Origin of the sequence: Kitasatospora sp. NPDC057965 (genome assembly GCF_042887135.1) — a bacterium.
Classification (GTDB): Bacteria; Actinomycetota; Actinomycetes; order Streptomycetales; family Streptomycetaceae; genus Kitasatospora.
In genome coordinates, this window is sequence record NZ_JBHVPZ010000032.1 from 40,733 (window position 1) to 60,310 (window position 19,578).

Consider the following 19,578-nt stretch of genomic DNA (forward strand, 5'->3'; position numbering starts at 1 on the left):
TGCGACCTCTCTCGATCGTCGGGGGGCGGTCAGGCCCAGAACTGGTCGACGGCGTACTGGTCCTCGGGGTAGGTCCAGAACTCGGCGATCAGGCCGTCCTGGATGCGCGCCACGTTGATGAAGGGCATCTCCAGGCTCTTGCCCTCGCGCTCGTAGCGGGTGAACACGGTGGCGAAGGCGAACGAGTCGCTGGCGCCGATCTCGTGGATCTCCATCTGGATGCGGCCCTGGCAGATCTCGAACATCCGGCCGGCGAAGGCCAGCGCGGACTCGATGCCCTCGTGCGCGCCGGACAGCTCGCTGGTGCCCGGGTAGTAGTGCACGCAGTCCTTGGTCCAGTAGCTGGCCGCCTTCTGCACGTCGCCCACGGTGAAGGCGGCGTAGACCGCTTCCATGAGCTTGGCGTTCGGGTGGTCGACGACCTTCATGACTCTCCTCCTGTGCTGGTGCGGTGCGGGGCTGGGCGGTACCGAAAAGGGGTCCGGCGGAGCCGGCGCCCGACGGGGCGTCAGACCGCGGCGCGGCGGACGATGTCGACGAGGGTGGCCCGGTCCGGGGCGGGGAACGGCGGCGGCGAGCCCGCGACCGCCTGCTTGACCCGCAGCCGGATCTCCTCGTCCTCGTACAGGCCGGCCGGGTTGTCGAGCGACATCATGGTGCGGACCAGCCGGCGCCAGACCACCTCGTCGGTGGCGGCCGCCTCGGCGACCGTCCCGAAGGTGAGCACGTCCGGCGGCAGCGGCGGCAGCTGCTGGCCGGCCACGGTGGCCCGCCAGAGCCGGGCGCGGCCCGCGTCGTTGCGGACGGCGTCCTCGAACCACGGGCGGAAGGTCCGCCCGGCCAGACCGGCCGCCAGCGCGGCCTGCTCGGCGTCCGGCTCCGGGTGCTCGCGCACCAGGTCGGCCAGCCCGAGCACGTGCGCGATGGCGAGCGAGACGCCGCGGCCGAACGAGGGGTTGGTGGTGCAGACCGCGTCGGCGACCGGCAGGAAGCCGGGCACCGGCTGCGCGTCCTGGCCGTACAGCTTCAGCGAGTTGTCCAGGCCGCCCATCGCGTGCACCGGCGAGATCGGCACCGAGGCCTCCGGCGACACCCAGGGGGCGAGCAGCGGGGTGGCCCGGACCACCGCGGTGAAGACGTCCTCGGCGCGCATCTGCTTCAGCTCGGCGTCGTCCGGCAGGATGCCGAAGGAGATGGCGAAGGTGTTGTTGTCGCCGAGGAACATCACGCCGGTGTAGTGGTCCCAGAGCCCGCCGGCGCCGAAGCCGCGGTTGAGCGGGCCCACCGGGCGCGGGCCGAGCGCCCGGTAGTAGCGGGTGTAGTAGGTGATGTCGGCGCTGTGCGCGACCAGTTCGGGCTCGGCCAGGCCGTGCTCGCGCAGCCACTCGTGGCCCTGCGAGCGGCGGCCGCTGGCGTCGATCACCAGGTCGGCCTCGACGGTGCGGCCGTCCTTGGTGACCACGCCGGTCACCCGGGCCGGGCCGCGGTCGGCGACGGTCAGGCCGCGCACCGTCTCGCCCCGGCGGAAGGAGATGCCGGGCTTGCGCAGCGCCTCCTGCCGCAGGATCAGCTCGAAGGTGGTGCGCCGGCTGCCGAGCATGCGCAGCTCGGCGTCGGCCGGGTGCGGCGTCTTGTCGGCCAGGGTCGGCGGCATGGCCTTGCCCAGCTCGATCTCCCGGGCGCCGGCCCCGACCAGCGCCTGGTAGACGGACGGCAGCCGGTCGCGCAGCAGGTTGGTGCCGAGCGAGCCGAACGCGTGCGAGTGGTGCAGCTGCGGCACGGTCGGCCGCTGCCAGTCGCCGTGCGCGTCGTCGACGGTGTCCGGCGCCTCGTTGCCGTCCCGCTCCAGCACCGTGATGTCGTGCCCCAGGTCGGCGAACGCCAGCGCGGCCACCAGGCCGGCGACGCTGCCGCCGATGATCACTGTCCGTGTCATGACCTCACCCCGCGGTGGTAGCAGTGGAAAGGCCCGCCCGCGGGGTGTCCCGCGAGGTCTCGGCCTTGATGTGGAAACGGATGGACCTGGCCTCGCTGAAGCACTCGCGCATCGGGCGCACCAGGTCCCGGTGCTCCTCGGTCCGCTCCCAGGCGACGAAGTCCTCCAGCGAGCGCCACTCACTGGTGATCAGCCACTGCTCCGGGTCGGTGGAGGACTGGCAGACCTGGTCGCGCAGGTGCCCGGGGACGCCCTCGGCGACCAGGTGACGGATCTGCTCGTACGCCGCGAGGAAGTCCTCCCGGCGCTCCTCCTTGACGGTGATGAGGAAGAGCACGCGGCCCTGTGCCGCGCCCTCGACGACCGGCATGGCGGTCTCCTTCCGGGTCGGTGGGTGGTCGGGTCAGCCGTGGGCGCGCAGCAGGACGGCGCTGTTGAAGCCGTCGAAGCCGCGGGCGCCGATCAGCGCGGTGCGCACCTCGGTGGCCTGCTCCTCGCGGACGAAGGGCAGGTCGCAGCCGTCCGCCGGGCGGGCCGGGCCCGCCGAGGGCGGGATCAGGCCGTAGTCCATGGCGAGCACGGCGGTGGCGGCATCCAGGGCGCTGCCGCCCTGGTAGAGCCGGCCGGTGAGCGGCTTCTGGGTGGTGACGGCGGCCGGGCCGGCCGGGCCGAACACCGCGCGCAGCGCCTCCGCCTCGGTGCGGTCGTAGCCGGGCACGCCCACCGCGTCGGGGAAGGCGACGTCGACGTCCCCGGGGGTGAGGCCGGCCCGTTCGACCGCGGTGCCGAGCGCGCGGGCGTACTGGCGGACCGAGCCGGTGGCGGTCCGGGTGGCGGCGACGGCGTCCTGGGTGGCGGCCCAGCCGGCGATCTCGGCGCGGATCCTGGCGCCGCGGGCGAGCGCGTGCTCCAGGTCCTCGACGATGAACACCGCGCCGCCCTCGCCGGGCACGTAACCGCCGGCCCGCTCGTCGAACGGCAGGTAGGCGGCGGCCGGGTCGGTGCCGGTGTACAGCCGGCCGCTGCGCTGCTGGCAGGCGAGCGCGTACGGGCCGAGCGGTGCCTCGGTGCCGCCGGCGAGCACCACGTCGGCGCCCCGGCGGATCAGCCGGGCGGCGTGCGCCAGCGAGTCCAGGCCGCCGGCGCCCTCCGAGACGAGCACGCTGGACGGGCCCTTGGCCTGGTGCCGGATGGCCAGCTGCCCGACGGTCGCGGCGTAGAACCAGGCGATGGACTGGTAGGCGCCGACGGTCCGCGAGGTGTCCGGCTGCCAGAGCCGCTGGAGCTCGCGCTGGCCGAACTGGTTGCCGCCGGAGGAGCTGGCCAGGGCCACCGAGAGCTTGTAGGGCTCGACCGTGGACGGGTCCAGCTCGGCCTCGCCGAGGGCCAGTTCGGCCGCCGCGTAGGCGAGGTGGGTCCACCGGTCGGTCTGCACCTGGAGCCGGCGCTCGACGTAGCGGTTGACGTCGAAGTCCGGGACCTCGCCGGCCAGCGTGGTCTCGTACGGGCCGGCGTCGAAGAGCGTGATCGGTCCGATCCGGCTCTCGCCGCCGCAGACCGTCTTCCAGTGCGCCTCGCTGCCGATGCCGCTCGGCGCGACCACGCCGATGCCGGTGATGACCGCGCGTCGGGTGCTCATCGGCCCCTCCCCAGCTTGGCGAAGAGCATCGCGGACTGGAAGCCGCCGAAGCCGCTCCCGACCGAGAGCGCCGCGTCCACCCGCACCTCGCGGGCGGTGTTGGGGGTGTAGTCGAGGTCGCACTCCGGGTCGCGGTTCTGCCAGTTGGCGGTCGGCGGGACGACCCCGCGCTCGACGGCCAGCGCGCAGGCGGCCATCTCGATCGCGCCGATCGCGCCCAGCGAGTGGCCGACCATCGACTTGATCGAGCTGATCGGCACCCCATAGGCGGCGTGGCCGAGCGAGCGCTTGAAGGCGCCGGTCTCGTGCCGGTCGTTCTGGCGGGTCCCGGAGCCGTGGGCGCTGATGTAGCGGACGTCCTCGGGGTTGAAGCGGGCCTGGCGCAGGGTGTCGTTGATGGCCTCGGACATCTCCAGGCCGTCCGGGCGCAGACCGGTCATGTGGAAGGCGTTGCCGCGGTTGGCGTAGCCGACCACCTCGCAGTAGATCCGGGCGCCGCGCCGGCGGGCGTGCTCCAGCTCCTCCAGGACGAGCACCGCGCAGCCCTCGCCGAGCACGAAGCCGTGCCGGTCCCGGTCGAACGGCCGGGAGGCGTGCTCCGGGTCGTCGTTGTCCGGGGTGGTGGCCCGGATGGCGTCGAAGGAGGCGACGGTGACCGGGGAGATCGGCGAGTCCGAGGCCCCGGTGATCATCACCTCGGCCTCGCCGTCCAGCAGCAGCTGGTAGGCGTGGCCGATGGCGTCGATGCCGGAGGTGCAGCCGGTGGAGACGACCACCGCCGGGCCGTGCGCCCCGTGCCGCACCGCCACGTCGGCGGCCAGGCTGCTGGGGATCAGGCCCTGGTAGAGGAACGGGCTGGTGACGTCCGGGTCCACCAGCCACTTGCGGCCGGAGTCGCTGGCGACGACGAACTCGTCCTCCAGGACGATGGTGCCGCCGACCGCCGAGCCGAGCACCACGCCGGTGGCCTCCCGGGTGCGCTCGTCGAGCTCCAGGCCGGCGTCCAGCACCGCCTCCTGGGAGGCGGCGAGCGCGAACTGCACGTAGCGGTCGGCGCGGCGCAGCTCCAGCGGGGTCAGTCCGGCGGCGGCGCCGTCGAAGTCGGCCTCGGCGGCGATCTGCGAGCGGAACGCCGAGGCGTCGAACGCGGAGATCCGGCGGGTCGCGGTGCGGCCCGAGGTGATGAGGTCCCAGAAGGTCTCCCGGGTGGTGCCGCCGGGCGCCACCACACCGATCCCGGTGACCACCACCCGGCGGGCACCCGTGGTGGGGAAGGCGGTCATCGCTCCCCCAGCACTATGTGGGCGTCCGCCGTGGTCCCCGGGCCGTCCTCGGTGTCGACGTGGCCGAGCTCGGGGGACGGTGCCAGCGGGCCGAGGTGGAAGACCGCGAAGGCCTCCTCGGAGCCGGTGTTGCGCAGCCGGTGCCGGACGTCCTTGGGGATGACCAGGCCCTGGCCGGCGAACAGCTCGAAGGGCTTGTCGTCGAGGTCGAGGGTCAGCTCGCCGCGGATGAGGAGCAGGAACTCCTCGCTGTACGGGTGGTAGTGCTCGCTGATCCGCTCCCCCGGCTGGAGCCGGGCGATCCCCATGAAGCCGGAGGTCGAGCCGACGGTGCCGGGCGAGAGCACCGCGCGGGTCTCGCCGCCGCGCTTGCGGTTGGCGGGGACGTCGTCGGCGGCGATGATGCGGATGTTCCTGGCGGCCACGGCGCTCACTCCTTCTCGGCGGTGTTCGGGGCTACGGCGTTCGGGTCGGCCGTGTTCGGGTCGGCCGCGAGGGCCTCGACCTTGGCCTTGATGACCTCCAGCTGGACGGGCGAGTTGGTGTTCAGCCGGTCGGTCATGCCCTGGTCGTCGACCGGGGCGGTGGGCTTCATCGCGAAGTCCTGGATCCAGGTCATCCGGGTGCCGCCGCCGGGCAGCTCCTCGTAGCGCCAGTGGATCTGCATGTAGGCGAACGGGCCGGTCTCCACCCGGTGGGCGTGGACGGTGCGGTCGGCGACGTTGACGGTGCGGTCGCTGACCCAGCTCCAGATCCGGCCCTCCTCGTCCGGGTGCATGGTGAGCCGGAAGCGGACGGTCTCGCCGCGCCGCTCGACGATCTCGGCGGACGCGTACTCGGTGAACAGCTCCGGCCAGCCGGCGACGTCGTTGGTGACGTCCCAGACGAGCTTGAGCGGGGCCTGGATGACGATGCCGTTCTCGGTGTGCCCGGCCATCCTCAGCCCACCGCCCCGGCGGTCTGAAGCTCGGCGACGATCTGGTCGACGCTGAGGGCGACGGCGCCGTCCGGGACCTTCAGGCCGTAGCGGTCGGCGATCACCGCCTCCAGCTCCAGAACGGCGAGCGAGTCGAGGCCGAGCTCCTCCAGGGGGACGTGCCGGGAGCCCTCGAAGACGTCCGGCGCCGCGCCGGCGCTGGTGATGAGGACGTTCTCGATCTCCTCCGCGGTGACGACGACCGTCGTCCCGCCGGCCTGGTGGTCGGTCATGGTGCTGCCTCTTTTCTCCGGTGTAGGGACTGCTCCTGGGCCGCACGGCCGGCCGGGGTGAACGGGCCCCGGGTCGGCCGGCGCCGCCTGCGGAGGGCGGGCTCAGCGACCGCCGTTGCCGGGCTCCCAGGTGTAGAAGCACCGGGCGACCGCGTCCTGCGGCGAACGCCAGGTGGGCAGGTAGGGGGAGATGAACGGGGTGAGCCGTTCGCTGACCCGGCCGAACTCCGGGTGCCGGCGGGCGGCCTCGACCGCCTCCGGTCCGGGGTCGTCGGTCTCCAGCAGGTGGACGTAGGCGTCGCCGAGCAGGTACAGCGAGCGGTGGGTGACGCCGGCGAGCCGGGGCAGTTCGGTCTCGTCCGACTCGCCGAAGACGCGGGCGACGTCGCCCTCCGCTCCGGGCACCATCCGGGCGATGATCAGGGTGCGGTGCATGCGGACTCCCCTCGGGCTGGTTCGGGTGGTTGGGGCTGCCGGGCCGCGGGACCGTGCGGCCTCGGGCCGCTCAGTGCTGCGGGCGGCTCAGTGCTGCGGGCCGCTCAGTGCTGCGGGCCGCTCAGTGCTGCGGGCCGCTCAGTGCTGCGGGCCGCTCAGTGCTGCGGGCGGCCGACCGGCTGGATGGCGCCGATGTCGAGCAGGATCCGGGGCACGTTGTCGCCGATCCAGGACTCGACGACCCGGCCGTCGACGACCCGGTGGCACGACATCTCGTGCACGGTGACCGGCTTGCCGGTGGGCGGGATGTCGAACAGCTGCCCCTGGTGGGTGCCGCGGGTGGTGAACCGGGCGTAGACGCGGTCACCGTCGCCGGCCACGTCCTCGACGGTCACGTGGACGTCCGGGAAGGCGTTGCGCCACAGCAGCACGGCCTGGCGGAAGGAGTCCGGGCCGGGCGGCATCGGGGGCAGGCCGGGGGCGTGCACCACGTAGTCCTCGGCGAAGCGGTCGCCGATGGCGGCGAGGTCGCCGTCGTTGAACGCCCGCTCGGTCAGGTCGCGGATGAGGGCCTTGTTGGCCTCCACCGCACTCTCGTTGGACGAGGTCATGACAGTCCTTTGCTCGGCGGACGGCCCGGCCGGCACACGGCCGGGGGCGGGTCCGGGGAAGGAAGGAGCGGTTGGGGGCTCGGGTCAGAGCAGCGAGGCGAGCACGAAGCAGGCCGCGGCGCCGATCGCGCCCATGGTCCGGGTCTCGTGCGCCAGGTGCCAGCGGCGGCGCTTGCCGCGCCACGCGGCGTCGCTGTCGCGGTACGGGCTCCAGCGCTCGATCTGGCGCCAGATCGGGCGGTTGACGCCCTCGGAGGCGACCGCGACGGTCGCCATGCCGACGGTGCCGGCCGCGTACAGCACCTTGGCCACCTTGTTCTCCGAACGGACCGCCTTGGTCGCGCCGACGGCGGCGGTGGCGAGGCCGTTCCAGAAGGCGATCGGGTGGAACACGTGCATGTCGATGAGCTGGCAGGTGTTGACGTACCGGTCGTAGGGAAGCGAGTTCAGCATCGGCAGGATCGAGGTCTTCATGATCCACAAGGTGCCGAGCTGGACGCTGGACGACGTCACCAGCCAGGTGTCCGTGTTGTCCTTCATGTCCTTCATATCGATTCCTCGAATCGATCGGGGATCGCGGGACGTCCGCCGCGACGGTGCGGCGGACCGGGGCGGGGTCGCCCACTTCGAGAGAGCGGGACCCCGGGGACCGGGGCATCTCGGCCCCCGGGGCGCCCCGCCGCCTCATCCTTGCCGCCGGGCGGTCCCAGTGTCAGGAGGCATCCGTCTCCACCGGGCTGGGACGTCGCCCGGCCGCCCACGGACCGAATCCCGGCCGTCCCGGGCGGTTCGCCCAGTCCGTTCGTTGCACCAACCTGCCGACCGCCGGGCCGTGTTGACGCACCCACCGACCGCACCCTACGGTGCGAGCGGGCACTCACTCACTGAGTGCCCGGGGCCCGTGACCACCCCCGCCGCGCCGACCGGCCGGCGGCCGTCCCAGGAGGTGCCGAGCCGATGACGATCGATGTGCACGGCCACATCACGTCGCCCGAACTCTTCCGCCGCTTCCCCATGCCGCCGAGCCTCGCCGACGTCGACGGCATGGTCGAGCTCAAGGCGGCGGCCGGGATCACCACGTCCCTGGTCGGCAGTCCCGTCGGCGCGGGCACCATGGTGCGCACGCCCGGCCTGGACAACTACCGCCAGCCACTGGACACCCTCGAACGCTTCCACGACTGGCTCGGCGAGCAGGTCCGCGCCCGGCCCACCGCGCTGCGCGGCTACGTCTACACCAACCCGCTCGGCTCCGACGCCGAACTCGCCGCCGCCGCCAAGCGGTTGGAGCAGGACGAATTCGTCGGGCTGATGGTCAACTCCTCCGTCGCCGGACGGTTCCTGGACACCCCGCAGGCCGACGCCTTCTTCGCGATGGCCGCCCAGCACCGCACCCCGGTGATGCTGCACCCGCCGGCCGAACCGGCCGGGGCCGGGGAACTGGACGACCTGCGACTGGTCGAGCAGATCGCCCGGCCGTGCGACGTCACGCTCGGGACGGCGGCGGTGCTGTTCGCCGGCTGGCTGGAGAAGTACCCGGAGCTGCGGATCGTCGCCCCGGTCTGCGGCGGCGGGCTGCCGCTGCTGCTGGAGCGGCTGGAGCTGGCCCGGCGGATGCCGGTCACCTTCGGACGGCCGGGCGGCGCTCCCGGGGGCGGCCCGGGCGGCGCTCCCGGCGGGCCGCCGCCGGGGGTCGGCGGGCCCGGAGCGGGTGGCCCCGGCGGTCCCGGCGGACCTGGGACGGCCGGGCCGGGCGGACCCGCCGTACCGCCGCTCGCCGAGGCGCTGCGCCGGGTGTACGTCGACACCGCGACCCCGAGCCTGCGGGCCGTGGCCGCCGCCGTCGACGCCTTCGGGGCCGGCAACGTCATGTTCGGCACCGACTCCCCGCCGATGAGCGCGCCGCTGGACGCCTCGCTGGCCCGGCTGGGCGGCCTCGGCCTGGACGCCGCCACCGTCGCGCGGGTCCGGCACGACAACGCCGCCGAGCTGTTCGGCCTGCCGGGCTCGACCGCCGCGGCCTGAGCACGTCTGACGCTCCGTCAGAGCATCCGCATTCACCGACACGCGACAGGGAGGTGCTGCCATGACGGCAGCCGCACCGACCCAACCGCCCGGCCCGCCCCAGGGCTTCGGCGGACCACCCCCGGGCGTCGGCGGCCCGCCCCCGGGGATCGGCGGCCCGCCCGGCGCCGCCGCACCGCCCCGGCCCGCGCCCGAACGCGTCCCCGCCGAACGGGAGTTCCTCGGCTGCCGGGTCCTGCTGGTCGGCGGCTACGGCAGCATCGGCGCGGCCGTGGCGGCGGACCTCGCCGCCCGGGGCGCCAAGGTCGCCGTCGCCGGCCGCTCGCTGAAGAAGGCCGAGGAGGCCGCCGAACGGCTGAACCCGCTGGCCGCCCGCGGCGGCACGGTCGCCCCGCACGCCGTGGACGTCGCCGACCGCGCCGACGTCGACCGGCTGGTGGACGCGGTGACGGCCGACTGGGGCGGCGTCGACGTCCTGGTGAACTGCGCCAGCGCGCTGGTCACCGTCGGCGCCGAGACCATCTCCGAGGAGGACTGGCGCACCATCGTCGACACCAACCTGCTGGGCGCCTTCTGGCTCTCCCAGTCGGTCGGCCGGGCGATGATCGCGGCCGGCGGCGGCCGGATCGTCCACCTCTCCTCGGTGCGCGGCAAGTTCGGCGCCCGGCGCGGCTTCAGCGCCTACGGCGCCAGCAAGGCCGGCCTGGACCTGCTGGTCAAGCAACTGGCCGCCGAATGGGGTCGGCACGGGATCGCGGTGAACGCCGTCGCCCCCGGCTTCGTGCGCACCGACTTCGTCCAGGAGAACGCCGGCAACCCGGAGTTCATGCGGATGGTGCTCGGCCGGATCCCGCTCGGCCGCACCGCCGAACTGCACGAGGTGGCGGACGCCGTCACCTTCCTCGCCTCGCCGCGGGCCGGCTTCGTCACCGGCCAGGTGCTGTACGTGGACGGCGGCGTCACCGCCAGCCAGTGACCCCCGCGCCTTCCCACCCACCGACGGGCCGAGCCCGGCCCCGAACCGTCAGGAGACGATCCATGAGCACGTGGCACGCGCTGTACTACCCGCTGCTGCCGGGCAGCGAGGACATCGTCAAGGACCTCTTCCGCAAGAGCGGCCGCCCGGACTTCGACGTCAAGGCGCCCGACGGCACCGTCGTCGGCAAGCTCCTCGGCACCCAGGCCTTCGTGGGCCGGGAACTGGCCGTCCGGGTGATCGAGATCGAGGGCCCGCTGCCGCTGGTGGCCGCGCACATGAGCCAGCAGCCCGCCGTCCGCGAGTTCGAGCGGGAGCTGGAGAAGCACCTCGCCGTTCCCCGCGACATGACCAGCCGGGAGGGCGCGCAGGCCTTCTTCCGGCTGGCCTCGATGGAGAACGTGCTCTCCCGCCGCCACGACCAGCCGATCGAGGGTGAGTGAGATGAAGGTCGGAATCGGACTGCCGACCTCGCTGGCCGGCGCGGCCGGCGCCGACGTGGTCGCCTGGGCCCGGCTCGCCGAGGAAGCCGGGTTCTCCACCCTCGGCACCATCGACCGCCTGGTGCACACCAGTTGGGAGCCGCTCACCACGCTGGCCGCGGCCGCCGCGGTGACCGAACGGATCGGTCTGGCGACCAGCATCCTCATCTCGCCGCTGCGCGCCAACACCGCGCTGCTGGCCAAGCAGGCGGCCACCGTGGACCGGCTCTCCGGCGGGCGGCTGACCCTCGGCCTGGCGGTCGGCTCGCGCCAGGACGACTTCGAGGTCGGGCAGGTCGAGAAGACCGGCCGCGGCGCCCGGACCGGCACCCAGGTGGCCCAGCTGCGCCGGCACTGGGCCGACGCGCAGTCCGGCCGCGAGCCGGCGGTCGGTCCGGCCCCGGTCCGGCCGGACGGACCGGAGCTGATCCTGGGCGGGCACTCGCCGGCCGCGCTGCGGCGGGCGGCCCGGCTGGCCGACGGCTGGATCGGCGGCGGCACCGGACCGGTGATGTTCGCCCAGGGCGCCCAGGCGCTGCGCGAGCAGTGGGCCGCCGAGGGGCGGACCGGGGCGCCGCGGCTGGTGGCGCTGGCGTACTTCGCGCTCGGCGAGGACGCCGGCAAGCACACCGAGGGCTATCTGCGGTCCTACTACCGGGACGCCGGGCCGTTCGTCGACCACATCCTGCGCGGTGCGGCCGACAACCCCGGCAAGCTGCGCGGGATCGTCGGCAAGTACGCCGAGGCGGGCTGCGACGAGCTGCTGCTGATGCCGTGCGCCGGTGACCTCGGCCAGGTCACGGCGGCGGCCCAGGTCCTGGGGCTCCAGGGCTGAACCGCGGTACGACGGGCAGGGGCGGACGGCATCCAGCCGTCCGCCCCTCCGCCGTTCCCGCCGCCGCCGTCCCCGGAAGGCGAAGAGCCCGCCGCCCGGTACTGCTCACGGGCGGCGGGCGGTCTTCGCTTCACCGCCTCAGCGGGACTTGCCACGGCCCTTCGCGGGCGCCGCGGGGCGGTCGGCCGGGGCGAGCGTACGCCAGAGCTGGCGGACGAAGGCCTCGGCCTCGCGCAGCGCCTCCGAACCGCCGGCCGGGCTGGCGAACACGCCCCCGTAGGCGGCCAGGTAGCAGGCGCCGAGCAGGAGCTGGGCCGCCGCCACCGGGTCGGCGTCCCGGCTGACCAGATCGGCCCGCTGGGCCCGCCGCAGGTAGTCGGCCAGCAGCTCGGAGGCCCGGTGCGGCCCCGCGTTGTTGGCCTGCATCCACTCCCGGTGGCGGTCGAGCAGCTTGGGTTCGGCGAAGACAGACAGCAGCATCGGCATCGACTCCCGGTAGAAGGCGAGCGCCTCCTCGGCCACCTGCTGCAGGGCCGCCCGGACCTCGCCCTCGCTGGTGACCTCCTCCGGCAGCGCCCGCAGCACCGGCAGCAGGCCGGGCAGCCGCTCGGCGAGGACGGCCAGGAAGACGTCCTCCTTGCTGCGGAAGTGCCGGTAGATGGTGCCCTCGGAACAGCCCGCCACCTCGGCGATCTCCTTGGTGGTGCAGCGGGCCAGGCCGAGGTCCCGGATCACCCGCTCGGCGGCGTCGACGATCTGCTCGCGCATACTCATGAAGGCTCCGAGGGAACGGGGCGGCCGGTTGCGAACCGGTCCGCGGCTGCGGAGGGGTACCCGAAGGATAGCGTGCAGGTGAGTGCCCGCTCACAGGTTTCGACCAGTACGCCGGCCCCACCGCCCACGAAGGGCGACGGGGCCGGCGAAGGAAGCGGCGGCACCGGTCAGCGCGGCGGCCCGGCGGGCCCGCCCGGCCCGGGCGGCGGCCCGACCAGCTGCACGCCGAGCGGCTCCAGCGCGCCGAGCAGCCGGGCGAAGTCCGGCGGGCCCTGCAGCGGCGGCGGCAGCTCCAGGCTGGTGGCCGGCTCGCCGGTCTGGAAGAACCACTCCTCGAACCCGGCCGGGGTGCCCAGCACCAGGAACCTGGTCCCCTCGGTCTCCACCCGGTACTGGTGGGCGATGCCGCGCGGCGCGAAGACCGTCGCGCCCGGACCGACCTTGTGCTCGTCGTCGCCGATCCGCAGCACCATCTCACCCTCCTGGACGATGAAGAACTCGTCCTCGCGGGTGTGCAGGTGGACCGGCGAGGCGTAGCCCGCCGGGGACAGCTGCTCGGCGAGCCAGAACTGCCCGTTGGTCTCGGCGCCGGTCGCCTTGAACTTGAGCAGCGCGCCCACGTGCCAGATGGCGCGGCCCTCGTCGGGCTGCTTCACGAACGGTTGGGACGTCACTCGGTTCCTCCTCGGTCGGCGGGCCCGGACCCGGGCCCGGCAGCACAGCGGTACGGAAACTGATGGATCGTCGTTGCGGCGGTACGGCGGTACGGCGGTACGGCGTTGCGGCAGTGCGGCAGTGCGGGGGCGGTACGGCGCTCAGGCCGCGCTCCGCACCGACCCGGTGGCCCGCACGGCGGCCGCCACCTGGTCCGGCCCGGGGGCGAAGGCGTCCTCCAGCTCGGGGCTGAACGGCACCGGCGCGTGCGGCCCGGTGACCATCCTGATCGGCCCGCGCAGCGCGGAGAAGCGGTCCTGCGCGACCTGCGCGGCGATGTCGGTGGCCAGGCTGCAGCGGGGGTGGGCCTCGTCGACCACGACCAGCCGCCCGGTGCGCTCCACGCTGCCGTAGATGGTCGAGGTGTCCAGCGGGGACAGCGTCCGCGGGTCGATCACCTCGATCTGCACGCCCTCGGCGGCGAGCTGCTCGGCGGCGGCGAGCGCGACCGAGACCATCCGGCCGATCGCGACCACCGTGCAGTCCGTCCCCGGCCGGACCACCTTGGCCGAGCCGAACGGGATCGCGTAGGGCTCCTCGGGGACGCCGCCGGGCACGAAGTAGAGCATCTTGTGCTCCAGGAACAGCACCGGGTCGTCGTCCACCAGCGCCTGCGCCATCAGCCCCTTGGCGTCGTACGGGTTGGACGGCGCGACCACCTTGAGGCCGGGCAGGTGCACGAAGAGCGGGTGCAGCGCCTGCGAGTGCTGGGCGCCGCGACGCAGGCCGGTGCCCCACATCGCGCGCAGCACCAGCGGGACCGAGATCCGGCCGCCGGCCATGTAGCGCAACTTGGCCGCCTGGTTGGCGATCTGGTCGAAGCAGACGGTGGCGAAGTCGACGAAGAGCAGGTCGACCACCGGGCGCAGGCCGGTCGCGGCGGCGCCGACCGCGGCGCCGACGAAGGCGGCCTCGGTGATCGGCATGTCGAGCACGCGGTCCGGGAATTCGAGGTGCAGGCCCTTGGTCGGGCCCCAGGCGTTGGTGCTGTCCTCGCCCATGAGGACCACCGAGCGGTCGAAGCGCATCTGCTGGGTCAGCGCCTCGCCGATCGCCTGCTGGTACGTGATGGTGCGCACGTGGATCCCTCCTCCGGTGCGGTCAGCGGGTGTAGACGTGGTCGAGCAGGCTGCGCGGGTCGGCCGTGAAGGGCTCGGCGGCGGCCACGACGGCGGCCTCGACGAGCGCGGTGGCGTCCCGGTCGAGCCGATCGAGCTCGAAGGCGGCGGGTCCGGCCACGGTGCCGTCGGCGATCCGCGAGCGGAGCAGCAGCAGCGGGTCGGACTCGGTGCGCAGCCGCTCCGGGTCGGCGCCCGGGCGGTAGGACTGGTCGTCCCACAGCTCCATGTGGCCGTGGAAGCGCTCGGCCCGGAACTCCAGCACGGTCGGGCCCTCGCCGGCCCGGGCGCGGCGCACGGCCTCGGTGGTGGCGGCGTGCACGGCGAGCACGTCGTAGCCGTCGACCACCTCGCCGGGGATCCCGAAGCCGGCCGCGCGCTGGGCCATGTCGGTGCCGGAGAAGTGCCGGTCGGCGGGGGTCGCCTGGGCGTAGCCGTTGTTCTCGACGGCGAAGATCACCGGCAGGTCGAGCATCCGGGCGAGCACCAGGCTCTCCAGCACGGCCCCCTGGTTGGCGCCGCCGTCGCCGGTGAAGGCCACCGCGACCTGCCCGGTGCCCTGCTGGCGTGCCGTCAGCGCCGCGCCGCAGGCGAGCGGGACGCCGCCGCCGGCCAGGCCGTTGGCGCCGAGCATGCCGCGGTCGAAGTCCGCGATGTGCATCGAGCCGCCCTTGCCGCCGCAGATCCCGTCGGGCCGGCCGTGCAGCTCCTTCATCATCGCCTCGACGTCGCAGCCCTTGGCGATGGCGTGGCCGTGGCCGCGGTGGGTGCTGGCGAGGTAGTCGTCGGGGGCGAGGGCCGCGCACACGCCGGCGGCGACGGCCTCCTGCCCGCTGTAGAGGTGGACCGCGCCGGGGAGGCTCTTCGCCAGGCCGTGCAGGCGGTCCTCGAAGGCCCGGATCACACTCATCGTCCGGTAGATCTCGGCGATCTGATCGAGCGTCAGATCGGTGGTGCGGGATGTGCCCATGGGGTCGCCTCCTCGGCTCTCCGGGGGACGCCGGCGGGGCGCCGCGCGCCTCGTTCGCCGGTCGTGCTGTGGCCCGACTCCATGAGGGTAAGTGCTCACTCACATGGGTGCAACCAAGTGTCCGAATCCGTCACCGCCCCCTCCCCCGCCCGACTCGCCCACCCTTGCGCCCCGCGCAATGGCGCGCCTAAGGTCTTGTCCCGGGTGGATTGGGATCACGGCATTGAAACGTACGACGGACCGATAGCGAAGGGTCCGCCGTGCCGATTTTCGGACATGCCCGAGAAATTCCATTTCCCCGCGCCAGGAAACGCCCGTGCACAGTGGGTCAAACGCGAGCGACGGGGGGATCTCAGGAACCATGCTGGACCAGATACTCAAACCCTCCGGCAGGGACGACCGAAGACCGACCAACCTGGCCATGGGTGACGCGGCAGCACTCATCACACGCGGCGAACGGAACACCTCCGACCGGATCGGCCGGCTGGTGAGCACCCTGCTCGGACTCGTCACCGGCCTCGGCGCGGCCGGCCTGCCGCCTGCCCAGCCACGCCGCCCGGCTTCCGCCACGGCCGCGCTCGCGGCCGCCGATGCGGAGTCCGGCTGTCCGGACGCCGCCGCCCGGCTCGACGAACGCCGCCGACTCCGGCGGGAGTTGCACGACTCACTGGCTCCCCGGCTGGCCGCCCTGCACATGCGGATGGAACTGGCCGGCCTCAACCTGAACGGCGACGCCGAGCTGGCACCGGCCCTGCTGGCCCAGGCCCGGGAGGACGTCAGCACCGCCATCGCCGACGTCCGCCAGGTGATCCGGGACCTCGACCGCTCCGAGCCCCGGACCGTCGAGTCCGCCGGAACACTGCGCCAGTTCCTGGACCGGCAGGTCCGCGCCTTCGAGGAGGCCGGGGCCGGCAGTCTGCGGTTCGTCACGGAGCTGCCGACCGTCCTGGACGATTTCCCGGCCGACGTCCAGACCGAATTGAAGAAAATCTCCGGCGAGGCCGTCGCCAATGTCGCCCGGCACGCGCGGGCGTCCCTCTGCCGGATCTCCGCCTCGGTCGGCAGAAGCGGCCTCGACCTGTCGATCGAGGACGACGGGATCGGCATTTCCGTGGACGCCGACCGCGGAATCGGCCTTCCGTCGATGTGCGTCCGCACCAAGGAACTCGGCGGTGTTTTCTCGGTTTCGGCCCGGACCCCGCACGGCACCGCGGTCCGGATCCGACTGCCGCAATCGGCACTGGTCGACGGCGCCACCCTGCTCGACTGACCCGCTCCCGGCCTCCCTCCCCGCCCCCGGGGCCGTCGCGGAGTCCGTGCCCGACCGACCCGCGCCCGCCCCCGGCCTCCCGCGCGTCCCACGCGTTCCCTCACCCTCCCCAAGGAGCTCCCATGGACCCGGTCGTGCCCCGAAACCTCCGTATCCTCGTCGTCGACGATCACGAGCTGTTTCGGGCGGGTTTACGCCAACTCCTGGACCGGATCGACTCCCTGACGGTGGTCGGCGAAGCGTCCAGCGGGGCGGACGTGCTCTCCGCCGTCGAGCGGCTCGCACCCGACGTCGTGCTGATGGACATCGGCATGCCCGGCACCGACGGCATCGAGGCGACCCGGACCCTGCTCGCCCGCCACCCCCGGGTCGCGGTGGTGATGCTGACCGCGGACGACAACGACGACTCCATCGTCGCGGCCGTCCGGGCCGGCGCCCGCGGCTACCTGGTCAAGGGCGCCGGACTGGACGACGTCCGCCGGGCGATCACCGCGGTCAGCCAGGGCGGGGCGCTGTTCGGGCCGGAGGCCGCCGCCCACCTGCTGGCGCAGGTCCGCCGGCCGGCCCCCGAGCGCGAGCCGTTCCCCGACCTCACCCCCCGGGAGATGGCGGTGCTCACCATGCTCGCGGACGGCCGCAACAACGCCTACATCGCCAATGAGTTCGGCCTCTCGATGAAGACGGTGCGCAACTACCTCTCCCGGATCTTCAGCAAGCTCCAGGTCGCGGACCGTGCCGAGGCGGCCGTCCGGGCCCGGCGCGCCGGCCTCGGCAACTGAGCCGGCGGGTCCGCGGCGCCGGTCAGCGCTCCAGCAGGAGCGCCCACAGCTCCTCCTCGCGCCTGGTCAGCGGCGCGGGAGACGACCCGGTCCGTTCCGGATGCCACTCGGGCACCCCCGGCGGCGGCAGCACGTCCTCCGGCTTCCGCGCCCCCGGCAGGGCGGAGGGCGAGGTGAGCGCCCCCATCGCCAGTCCGAGCCAGATCAGCCCGTCCGCCAGGTAGCGGCCGGTCCGCCGCGCCCACCGGCGCAGCAGGAGACGGTGGTGGGCACGGTGCAGGGCGGTTCGCATCGGAGGGCCTCCGGCGGGACGGCAGCGGGGGGAAGCGGTGCTACGGCCATCCTGCGGACCGGCCGTCCCACCGTCATGGGTCGGGAATCCCCAACACGCTGGGAACCTTTCCTGCCCCGTCCCCGGTCACGGGGCCCTGCCCCGGGGACGGAAGCGCGGCGGCCGGCGCGCGCCCCCTGGCCGGTGGCGCGCGCCGGGTCGCGACCGGCTAGGCGGTGGCCGGGACCAGCACGATCTTCCCGGTGACGGCCGCGCTCTCCATCGCGCGGTGCGCGTCCGCCGCCTCGTCCAGCGGCATGGTGCGGCCCACCCGCGGGCTGACCAGGCCCTTCTGCAGCAGCTCCAGCACGGTCGCGAGGTCCTGCTGGTACGCGGCCGGGTGGGACTTCTCCAGGCTCCAGGCGTTGTAGAACAGGGTCCGCTTCCCGTCCGGGATCAGCTTCGGCAGCACGATGCCGCCCAGGAACCCCTGGGCGCCGGTCAGCAGGTCCCGCCGGTCGGTCCCGCGCAGCGCGGCGTTCTGGCCGAAGCCGACCATCACGCCGCCGCGCCGCACCGCCTGGTACGAGCGCATGAAGTGCCGGCCGCCGACCGGGTCGAAGACCGCGTCCACCGCGCCGCCCGGCAGTCCGCGCACCACCCGCAGGAAGTCCTCGGCGCGGTCGATCGGACGCCCGCCGAGCGCGCGCACCTGCTCGGCCCGGGCGGCGGAGCAGGTGCCGTACACGGTGACCCCGGCGAGCCCGGCCAGCTCCAGGAAGGCGGTGCCGACGCCACCGGACACGCTGTGCACCAGCACCGTCCCGCCGGGCCGGACCTCGGCCACCCGGTGCAGCATCTGCTGGGCGATGAAGTAGTTGAGGGCGAGCGCCGAGGCCTCGACCGGGTCGACCCCGTCGGGCAGCGGGACCAGGCGGTTGGCGGCGACGAGCGCGTACTCCGCGTAGCCGCCGCTGCGCACCAGCGCGACCACCCGCCGGCCCGGTTCGAGGGCCCGGGTGCCCGGTCCGACCTGGTCCACCACCCCCACCAGGTCGTATCCGGGAGTGAAGGGGCGCTTGGGCCCGCCGGGGATGACGCCGGCACGGAGCAGAATGTCACCGTAGGAGACGCCGGCGGCGAGCACCCGGACCCTGACCTGACCGACGGTCGGTGCCGGGAGCTCGTCACTGGACAGCCTCAGGACCTCGGCTCCGCCGATCCTCGGCACACTCACATGGCGATACCTCATCGTGGCCTCCGCGTGGAGAGATGTCGTTGGTGGGAGTGGCGCCGGTCCTCCGCGGGGGCGGGTCCGGGAGACGGTCCGTGCCGGACCGTTCCCTGCCCCCGTATTTTTATATAGACTGAGTGTACAATGAATGTCATAGCACCCGCCTCAGGAGACGTCAACAGCCCATGAGCCCACGCCAGTACCGAGCCGGCCAACGCCAGGTAGCCGCCGAACAGACCCGCACCCGCATTCTGGAGGCGGCCTGCGAGCTGCTCACCGGGGAGAAGGGCCCGGCCTCGTTCAGCATGGACGCCGTCGCCAAGACCGCCGGAGTGGCGCGGATGACCGTCTACTACCAGTTCGACTCGAAGACCGGCCTCCTGGAGGCGCTCTTCGACGACCTGGCCCAACGCGGCGGAATGGCCAGGATGCCCGCAGCGTTCATGGCGCCCAGTGGCCGGGAGGCGCTCACCGCCATCCTCGACGTGCTCACCGGCTTCTACGCCTCCGGCCGGGTCGCGCTGCGGCGACTGCGCGGCCTGGGCATCCTCGACCCGGAGCTCGACACCGCGCTGCAGAGCCGCGGCGAGCGGCGGCGCGGAGGCCTCCAGGTGGTGCTCGGCCGGCTGCTCGCCGACCGCGACGCCGAGCTCGGCGAGGCCGAGCTCGACGAGCTGGTGGAACTGCTCTTCATGCTGACCAGCTTCGAGAGCTTCGATCTGCTGGTCGGCCCGGAGGGCGACAGCGCCGCGGTGGCCCGCCGGATCGAGGAGCTGATTCTCGCCGTTCTCGACCGCCGCCTCGCGGCGGCCTGACGACAGGGCGCCTCACCACGCGCCCCGGGGCCCCTCGCCCCTCCCGCGCGCCCGCACTCACACCCGCACTCACACCCGCGCTCGGACGCACCACCCGCCGCACGACGGCCGGCGGCGCGGCGGCCTTCCTCCCCAGGACACCGCCGCGCCGCCTTCCCTTTTCCTCACGAGCCCAGCGGCCCGCTCGGTCGCGACCGGTCCGCCG

At 73.8% G+C, this 19,578-nt stretch carries 24 protein-coding genes; 7 read left to right on the top strand and 17 right to left on the bottom strand.

Annotated features, from left to right (window positions below):
- Window positions 1-29 precede the first annotated feature (29 nt).
- The 11 genes from ACFVVU_RS31955 to ACFVVU_RS32005 all read right to left on the bottom strand — a co-directional run bounded on the left by ACFVVU_RS31955 (window position 30) and on the right by ACFVVU_RS32005 (window position 7,662).
- Window positions 30-428 carry a nuclear transport factor 2 family protein gene (locus ACFVVU_RS31955; protein ID WP_380684792.1) on the bottom strand — a complete coding sequence of 133 codons (399 nt, stop codon included), beginning with the start codon at window positions 426-428 and terminating at the stop codon, window positions 30-32.
- Window positions 429-508: 80 nt separating this feature from the next.
- Window positions 509-1,936: an FAD-dependent oxidoreductase gene (locus tag ACFVVU_RS31960; protein ID WP_380684791.1), complete on the bottom strand. Its 1,428-nt coding sequence runs from the start codon at window positions 1,934-1,936 to the stop codon at window positions 509-511.
- Between the two features lie 4 nt (window positions 1,937-1,940).
- Window positions 1,941-2,306: an antibiotic biosynthesis monooxygenase family protein gene (locus tag ACFVVU_RS31965; protein WP_355364958.1), complete on the bottom strand. Its 366-nt coding sequence runs from the start codon at window positions 2,304-2,306 to the stop codon at window positions 1,941-1,943.
- Window positions 2,307-2,339: 33 nt separating this feature from the next.
- Entirely contained in the window at window positions 2,340-3,575 is a 1,236-nt protein-coding gene (locus tag ACFVVU_RS31970) for a beta-ketoacyl synthase N-terminal-like domain-containing protein (protein ID WP_387793660.1), read from the bottom strand.
- Complete coding sequence (locus ACFVVU_RS31975; protein ID WP_380684789.1) at window positions 3,572-4,858, bottom strand: beta-ketoacyl-[acyl-carrier-protein] synthase family protein; 1,287 nt, start codon at window positions 4,856-4,858, stop codon at window positions 3,572-3,574. Before ACFVVU_RS31975 ends, ACFVVU_RS31970 begins: the two co-directional genes overlap by 4 nt.
- On the bottom strand, window positions 4,855-5,283 hold the full coding sequence (locus ACFVVU_RS31980) for a cupin domain-containing protein (RefSeq protein ID WP_355364967.1): 429 nt from the start codon (window positions 5,281-5,283) through the stop codon (window positions 4,855-4,857). The genes ACFVVU_RS31975 and ACFVVU_RS31980 overlap by 4 nt, the downstream gene beginning before the upstream one ends.
- 5 nt (window positions 5,284-5,288) lie before the next feature.
- On the bottom strand, window positions 5,289-5,795 hold the full coding sequence (locus ACFVVU_RS31985) for an SRPBCC family protein (protein WP_380684788.1): 507 nt from the start codon (window positions 5,793-5,795) through the stop codon (window positions 5,289-5,291).
- A 2-nt stretch (window positions 5,796-5,797) separates the two neighbouring features.
- Complete coding sequence (locus tag ACFVVU_RS31990) at window positions 5,798-6,067, bottom strand: acyl carrier protein (protein ID WP_380684787.1); 270 nt, start codon at window positions 6,065-6,067, stop codon at window positions 5,798-5,800.
- Between the two features lie 102 nt (window positions 6,068-6,169).
- On the bottom strand, window positions 6,170-6,502 hold the full coding sequence (locus ACFVVU_RS31995) for a TcmI family type II polyketide cyclase (RefSeq protein ID WP_355364976.1): 333 nt from the start codon (window positions 6,500-6,502) through the stop codon (window positions 6,170-6,172).
- 155 nt (window positions 6,503-6,657) lie between these two features.
- Entirely contained in the window at window positions 6,658-7,113 is a 456-nt protein-coding gene (locus ACFVVU_RS32000; RefSeq protein ID WP_380684786.1) for an ester cyclase, read from the bottom strand.
- Window positions 7,114-7,197: 84 nt separating this feature from the next.
- Window positions 7,198-7,662, bottom strand: a complete 465-nt coding sequence (locus ACFVVU_RS32005; protein WP_355364982.1) for a hypothetical protein — start codon at window positions 7,660-7,662, stop codon at window positions 7,198-7,200.
- Between the two features lie 408 nt (window positions 7,663-8,070).
- Between ACFVVU_RS32005 and ACFVVU_RS32010 the strand changes: the two genes are divergently transcribed.
- The 4 genes from ACFVVU_RS32010 (at window position 8,071) to ACFVVU_RS32025 (ending at window position 11,428) form a co-directional block, all read left to right on the top strand.
- Window positions 8,071-9,135: an amidohydrolase family protein gene (locus ACFVVU_RS32010; RefSeq protein WP_387793661.1), complete on the top strand. Its 1,065-nt coding sequence runs from the start codon at window positions 8,071-8,073 to the stop codon at window positions 9,133-9,135.
- Between the two features lie 61 nt (window positions 9,136-9,196).
- On the top strand, window positions 9,197-10,111 hold the full coding sequence (locus tag ACFVVU_RS32015) for an SDR family NAD(P)-dependent oxidoreductase (RefSeq protein WP_380684784.1): 915 nt from the start codon (window positions 9,197-9,199) through the stop codon (window positions 10,109-10,111).
- Window positions 10,112-10,173: 62 nt separating this feature from the next.
- Window positions 10,174-10,554: a SchA/CurD-like domain-containing protein gene (locus ACFVVU_RS32020; RefSeq protein WP_355364991.1), complete on the top strand. Its 381-nt coding sequence runs from the start codon at window positions 10,174-10,176 to the stop codon at window positions 10,552-10,554.
- Window position 10,555: 1 nt separating this feature from the next.
- Window positions 10,556-11,428: an LLM class flavin-dependent oxidoreductase gene (locus tag ACFVVU_RS32025; protein ID WP_380684783.1), complete on the top strand. Its 873-nt coding sequence runs from the start codon at window positions 10,556-10,558 to the stop codon at window positions 11,426-11,428.
- A gap of 138 nt (window positions 11,429-11,566) precedes the next feature.
- Here the strand turns inward: ACFVVU_RS32025 and ACFVVU_RS32030 are convergent, their stop codons facing one another.
- The 4 genes from ACFVVU_RS32030 to ACFVVU_RS32045 form a co-directional block, all read right to left on the bottom strand.
- On the bottom strand, window positions 11,567-12,202 hold the full coding sequence (locus ACFVVU_RS32030; RefSeq protein ID WP_380687927.1) for a TetR/AcrR family transcriptional regulator: 636 nt from the start codon (window positions 12,200-12,202) through the stop codon (window positions 11,567-11,569).
- Between the two features lie 167 nt (window positions 12,203-12,369).
- Window positions 12,370-12,876 carry a quercetin 2,3-dioxygenase gene (locus ACFVVU_RS32035; RefSeq protein WP_380687929.1) on the bottom strand — a complete coding sequence of 169 codons (507 nt, stop codon included), beginning with the start codon at window positions 12,874-12,876 and terminating at the stop codon, window positions 12,370-12,372.
- A gap of 141 nt (window positions 12,877-13,017) precedes the next feature.
- Complete coding sequence (locus ACFVVU_RS32040) at window positions 13,018-13,995, bottom strand: alpha-ketoacid dehydrogenase subunit beta (protein WP_380687931.1); 978 nt, start codon at window positions 13,993-13,995, stop codon at window positions 13,018-13,020.
- 22 nt (window positions 13,996-14,017) lie between these two features.
- Window positions 14,018-15,004, bottom strand: a complete 987-nt coding sequence (locus tag ACFVVU_RS32045) for a thiamine pyrophosphate-dependent dehydrogenase E1 component subunit alpha (RefSeq protein WP_380687934.1) — start codon at window positions 15,002-15,004, stop codon at window positions 14,018-14,020.
- A gap of 361 nt (window positions 15,005-15,365) precedes the next feature.
- Between ACFVVU_RS32045 and ACFVVU_RS32050 the strand changes: the two genes are divergently transcribed.
- Together ACFVVU_RS32050 and ACFVVU_RS32055 are read left to right on the top strand one after the other, a co-directional pair.
- Window positions 15,366-16,274 carry a sensor histidine kinase gene (locus ACFVVU_RS32050; protein ID WP_387793662.1) on the top strand — a complete coding sequence of 303 codons (909 nt, stop codon included), beginning with the start codon at window positions 15,366-15,368 and terminating at the stop codon, window positions 16,272-16,274.
- 122 nt (window positions 16,275-16,396) lie between these two features.
- On the top strand, window positions 16,397-17,053 hold the full coding sequence (locus tag ACFVVU_RS32055; protein ID WP_380687940.1) for a response regulator: 657 nt from the start codon (window positions 16,397-16,399) through the stop codon (window positions 17,051-17,053).
- 22 nt (window positions 17,054-17,075) lie between these two features.
- On the opposite strand, the gene ACFVVU_RS32060 is transcribed toward ACFVVU_RS32055, so the two are convergent.
- Both ACFVVU_RS32060 and ACFVVU_RS32065 read right to left on the bottom strand, forming a co-directional pair.
- Complete coding sequence (locus ACFVVU_RS32060) at window positions 17,076-17,345, bottom strand: hypothetical protein (RefSeq protein WP_380687942.1); 270 nt, start codon at window positions 17,343-17,345, stop codon at window positions 17,076-17,078.
- A 208-nt stretch (window positions 17,346-17,553) separates the two neighbouring features.
- Window positions 17,554-18,576, bottom strand: a complete 1,023-nt coding sequence (locus ACFVVU_RS32065; RefSeq protein ID WP_387793663.1) for a medium chain dehydrogenase/reductase family protein — start codon at window positions 18,574-18,576, stop codon at window positions 17,554-17,556.
- A 167-nt stretch (window positions 18,577-18,743) separates the two neighbouring features.
- On the opposite strand from ACFVVU_RS32065, the gene ACFVVU_RS32070 reads away from it, so the two are divergent.
- Window positions 18,744-19,373, top strand: a complete 630-nt coding sequence (locus ACFVVU_RS32070; protein ID WP_387793664.1) for a TetR/AcrR family transcriptional regulator — start codon at window positions 18,744-18,746, stop codon at window positions 19,371-19,373.
- Window positions 19,374-19,578 lie beyond the last annotated feature (205 nt).

Coding starts and splice junctions, on each gene's coding strand:
- ACFVVU_RS31955 (WP_380684792.1), bottom strand. CDS start 428: ATGAAGGTCGTCGACCACCCGAACGCCAAGCTCATGGAAGCGGTCTAC.
- ACFVVU_RS31960 (WP_380684791.1), bottom strand. CDS start 1,936: ATGACACGGACAGTGATCATCGGCGGCAGCGTCGCCGGCCTGGTGGCC.
- ACFVVU_RS31965 (WP_355364958.1), bottom strand. CDS start 2,306: ATGCCGGTCGTCGAGGGCGCGGCACAGGGCCGCGTGCTCTTCCTCATC.
- ACFVVU_RS31970 (WP_387793660.1), bottom strand. CDS start 3,575: ATGAGCACCCGACGCGCGGTCATCACCGGCATCGGCGTGGTCGCGCCG.
- ACFVVU_RS31975 (WP_380684789.1), bottom strand. CDS start 4,858: ATGACCGCCTTCCCCACCACGGGTGCCCGCCGGGTGGTGGTCACCGGG.
- ACFVVU_RS31985 (WP_380684788.1), bottom strand. CDS start 5,795: ATGGCCGGGCACACCGAGAACGGCATCGTCATCCAGGCCCCGCTCAAG.
- ACFVVU_RS31990 (WP_380684787.1), bottom strand. CDS start 6,067: ATGACCGACCACCAGGCCGGCGGGACGACGGTCGTCGTCACCGCGGAG.
- ACFVVU_RS31995 (WP_355364976.1), bottom strand. CDS start 6,502: ATGCACCGCACCCTGATCATCGCCCGGATGGTGCCCGGAGCGGAGGGC.
- ACFVVU_RS32000 (WP_380684786.1), bottom strand. CDS start 7,113: ATGACCTCGTCCAACGAGAGTGCGGTGGAGGCCAACAAGGCCCTCATC.
- ACFVVU_RS32005 (WP_355364982.1), bottom strand. CDS start 7,662: ATGAAGGACATGAAGGACAACACGGACACCTGGCTGGTGACGTCGTCC.
- ACFVVU_RS32010 (WP_387793661.1), top strand. CDS start 8,071: ATGACGATCGATGTGCACGGCCACATCACGTCGCCCGAACTCTTCCGC.
- ACFVVU_RS32015 (WP_380684784.1), top strand. CDS start 9,197: ATGACGGCAGCCGCACCGACCCAACCGCCCGGCCCGCCCCAGGGCTTC.
- ACFVVU_RS32020 (WP_355364991.1), top strand. CDS start 10,174: ATGAGCACGTGGCACGCGCTGTACTACCCGCTGCTGCCGGGCAGCGAG.
- ACFVVU_RS32025 (WP_380684783.1), top strand. CDS start 10,556: ATGAAGGTCGGAATCGGACTGCCGACCTCGCTGGCCGGCGCGGCCGGC.
- ACFVVU_RS32030 (WP_380687927.1), bottom strand. CDS start 12,202: ATGAGTATGCGCGAGCAGATCGTCGACGCCGCCGAGCGGGTGATCCGG.
- ACFVVU_RS32045 (WP_380687934.1), bottom strand. CDS start 15,004: ATGGGCACATCCCGCACCACCGATCTGACGCTCGATCAGATCGCCGAG.
- ACFVVU_RS32050 (WP_387793662.1), top strand. CDS start 15,366: ATGCTGGACCAGATACTCAAACCCTCCGGCAGGGACGACCGAAGACCG.
- ACFVVU_RS32055 (WP_380687940.1), top strand. CDS start 16,397: ATGGACCCGGTCGTGCCCCGAAACCTCCGTATCCTCGTCGTCGACGAT.
- ACFVVU_RS32060 (WP_380687942.1), bottom strand. CDS start 17,345: ATGCGAACCGCCCTGCACCGTGCCCACCACCGTCTCCTGCTGCGCCGG.
- ACFVVU_RS32065 (WP_387793663.1), bottom strand. CDS start 18,576: ATGAGGTATCGCCATGTGAGTGTGCCGAGGATCGGCGGAGCCGAGGTC.
- ACFVVU_RS32070 (WP_387793664.1), top strand. CDS start 18,744: ATGAGCCCACGCCAGTACCGAGCCGGCCAACGCCAGGTAGCCGCCGAA.